Source organism: Mesorhizobium sp. M7A.F.Ca.CA.001.10.2.1 (assembly GCF_003998575.1).
Classification (GTDB): Bacteria; Pseudomonadota; Alphaproteobacteria; order Rhizobiales; family Rhizobiaceae; genus Mesorhizobium.
Window position 1 is genome coordinate 1 of record NZ_RZQY01000711.1, and the last position, 2,944, is coordinate 2,944.

Below are 2,944 nucleotides of genomic sequence, written 5' to 3' on the forward strand. Positions count from 1 at the left end.
CTTGGCAGGCGCCGTCAACGGCATGCTGGTCGTCGGCCTGAAGGTGAATTCGCTCGTGCTGACGCTCGCGACGATGTTGATTTTCCGCTCGCTCTCCCACTGGATCACCAACAGCCAGCCGGTGACCGGAACCGACATCATGCTCTCCCTGGCGCTGGCCAAGATCTATCTCGATGTCTTCACCCTCCGCAGCGCGCTGTTCATCGCCCTGATCGTGCTGCTGCATTTCTGGCTGACGCGCACCATACCCGGGCGCAACGTCTTTGCGGTGGGGTCCAACCCGGCGGCTGCCAAGGAAAGCGGTATCGCCTCGGACCGTATCGTCTTTCTCGGCTTTGTCTTTGCCGGCACGCTTGCCGGCCTGGCGGGGGTTCTCCAGAGCCTCGTCACCAACACCGGCTCGCCTGTCTTCGGCTCGGAACTGACGGTCGCCGTCATTGCCGCGGTCGTTGTCGGCGGGACTCGTCTCGAAGGCGGCAGGGGATCCGCGCTCGGCACGCTCGGCGGCGTGCTGACAATCGGCTCGCTGACCATCGCGATGGAGTTCCAGTCCGTTCCCGCATACGTCCAGCAGGTCGTGTCCGGGCTTATCCTGATCCTGCTCGTCGTGCTCGATCGGGCCGTTACCACCAAGGGGAGGGCTCCGGGCACGCGCCCGGCGCTCGTTCGCGACAATCCAATCACTCAAGGAGGAACCACATGATCGGGAGGAAACACATGATTGGCAAGAAAAGCATGCTTCACGTCGCCGCCGTGGCGGCTGTGCTGGCATCGACGGGCTGGGCCAGTGCCAAGACGGTTTGCTACGTGACGGCAGCGGATTCGCATGCCTACGCGACGCCGGCCAACAAGGCGCTTCAGGCGCGCGCCGCGGAACTCGGCATCGAGATCCTGAGCCTCAGCCAGGATTTTGATGTCCAGAAAGGCACCGAGCAGCTCAACACCTGCGTTGCGCGCAAGGTCGACGGCATCATCCTGTGGCCGCTCGACCCGCAGGCATACATACCGGGGCTGGCGCGCGCGCAGCAGGCGAACATTCCGGCGATCCTCATCAATTCGCCGATGAGCGACGATGCCAAGCCGTTCATCAAGTCGTTCACCGGGCCTGACGTCTACGAGGAAGGCAAGCTGGCGGCGGACTCGCTGAGCAAGGCGCTCGGCGGCAAGGGCTCCGTCGTCATCATCGCCGGCCAGGCCGGCAACGGCACCACGATCGGACGCGTCAGCGGCTTCACCGACCGTCTCAAGGAAACCAATGCAGACATCAAGGTGCTCGACACGGTCAACGCCGACTTCGACCAGCAAAAGGCGCTGGTGGTCAGCCGCGATCTGATCACACGCTTCGGCGACCAGATCAGCGGCGTCTACGCCAATGACGACACGATGGCCCGCGGCTTCATCGATGCCTGGAAGGAGGCCAACCCCTCCAAGGCCGCACCGCCGATCGTCGGCATCAATGGCCAGAAGGATGCGTTCGAATCGATCCGCACCAATGAAATGTACTCGACCATCGTCCAGTCGCCCGTCGAGGATGGCCGCCTGGCGATCAACACGATGGCCGAGATCATCGACGGCAAGCAGGTCAAGGACCGGCTGCCCATCCCGCTGACCGTCGTCACCAAGGACAACGTCAACGCGGTCGAACCAGCGTTCTGATACAAGGAGGCCGGCCCGGTGTATTCGGGCCGGCCTCCTTTTCTTGCCAGAGAGAGAAATTCTAATAGCGGCGGCAGAATTGGAATAAACTAACTCTACAGAGTTTGTGGAATAAGCAATCTGCACTGGCGATCTGGTTTCCACCCGGACAGGACCACGCCATGCCCACTCTTTCGCATCAGCTACTCACCAAAGCAGGCATATCCGGCCGCCTTCGTCAGGCAGCGGGAGAGAGGCCATGAGCCGGGTCGTGCCGGACCGCATCAAGGTGCTCTGGTTTCTGCCGACGCATGGCGACAGTCGTTATCTTGGCACGGCCGAGGGCGGCAGATCGGTCGATCTGCCGTATCTGACGCAAGTGGCGAAGGCGGCCGACACGCTCGGCTACTATGGCGTGCTGTTGCCGACCGGCCGCTCGTGCGAGGATTCCTGGGTGATCGCATCGGCTCTCGTGCCGATGACCGAACGCTTGCGTTTCCTTGTCGCCGTGCGCCCCGGTTTGCAGTCGCCGACGCTCGCCGCGCGCATGACTGCGACGCTGGATCGCATCTCCAATGGCCGCCTGCTGATCAACGTCGTCACCGGCGGCGATCCGCTGGAGAACAAGGGCGACGGCATTTTCCTGTCGCATGCCGAGCGCTACGAGGTGACGCAGGAATTCCTTCGGATCTACAAGCGGGTGCTGAGCGGCGAGACGGTCGAGCATGAGGGCAAGCATTTCCGCATCGAGGATGGAAGGCTGCTGTTTCCGCCGGTGCAGACACCCTATCCCCCGCTCTACTTCGGCGGCTCGTCCGATGCCGGGTCGACTGTGGCAGCGCAGGAGATCGACAAATATTTGACCTGGGGCGAGCCGCCAGCCGATGTCGAGCGCAAGCTGGACGGCATGCGTGAACTGGCGCAGAAGGCTGGCCGCAAGCTCTCCTTCGGCATTAGGCTGCATGTCATCGTCCGCGAAACCACCGAGGAGGCTTGGGCCGCGGCCGACAGGCTGATCAGCCGGCTCGACGATGCGACGATCGCCTCGGCGCAGAAGGTCTTTGCCCGCATGGATTCGGTCGGCCAGGCGCGGATGAGCGCATTGCATGGCGGCAATCGCGCCAAGCTCGAGATCGCGCCCAATCTGTGGGCCGGCGTCGGCCTGGTGCGCGGCGGCGCAGGGACCGCACTTGTCGGCGATCCCGACACGATCGCCGAGCGCATCGACGAGTACCGGCGCCTCGGTATCGATACCTTCATCCTTTCCGGCTATCCGCATCTCGAAGAAGCCTATCGCTTCGGCGAGCTG

Annotated in this window: 3 protein-coding genes; all 3 read left to right on the top strand. The window is 63.3% G+C overall.

Annotation, left to right across the window (positions count from 1 at the left end):
• Positions 1-703: ABC transporter permease (locus EN964_RS30435; RefSeq protein ID WP_164776096.1), on the top strand; the 703-nt coding region annotated here is incomplete at its 5' end.
• Positions 704-717: 14 nt separating this feature from the next.
• Positions 718-1,656 (top strand): sugar ABC transporter substrate-binding protein, encoded by a 939-nt coding sequence (locus tag EN964_RS30440; protein WP_127269514.1) that lies wholly within the window; start codon positions 718-720, stop codon positions 1,654-1,656.
• 238 nt (positions 1,657-1,894) lie between these two features.
• Positions 1,895-2,944, top strand: a 1,050-nt coding sequence (gene ssuD, locus EN964_RS30445) for an FMNH2-dependent alkanesulfonate monooxygenase (protein WP_127277128.1), incomplete at its 3' end; no start/stop codon positions are given.

Bases quoted from the DNA above. Each gene is read 5' to 3' on its own strand.
- EN964_RS30440 (WP_127269514.1), top strand. From the start codon at position 718: ATGATTGGCAAGAAAAGCATGCTTCACGTCGCCGCCGTGGCGGCTGTG.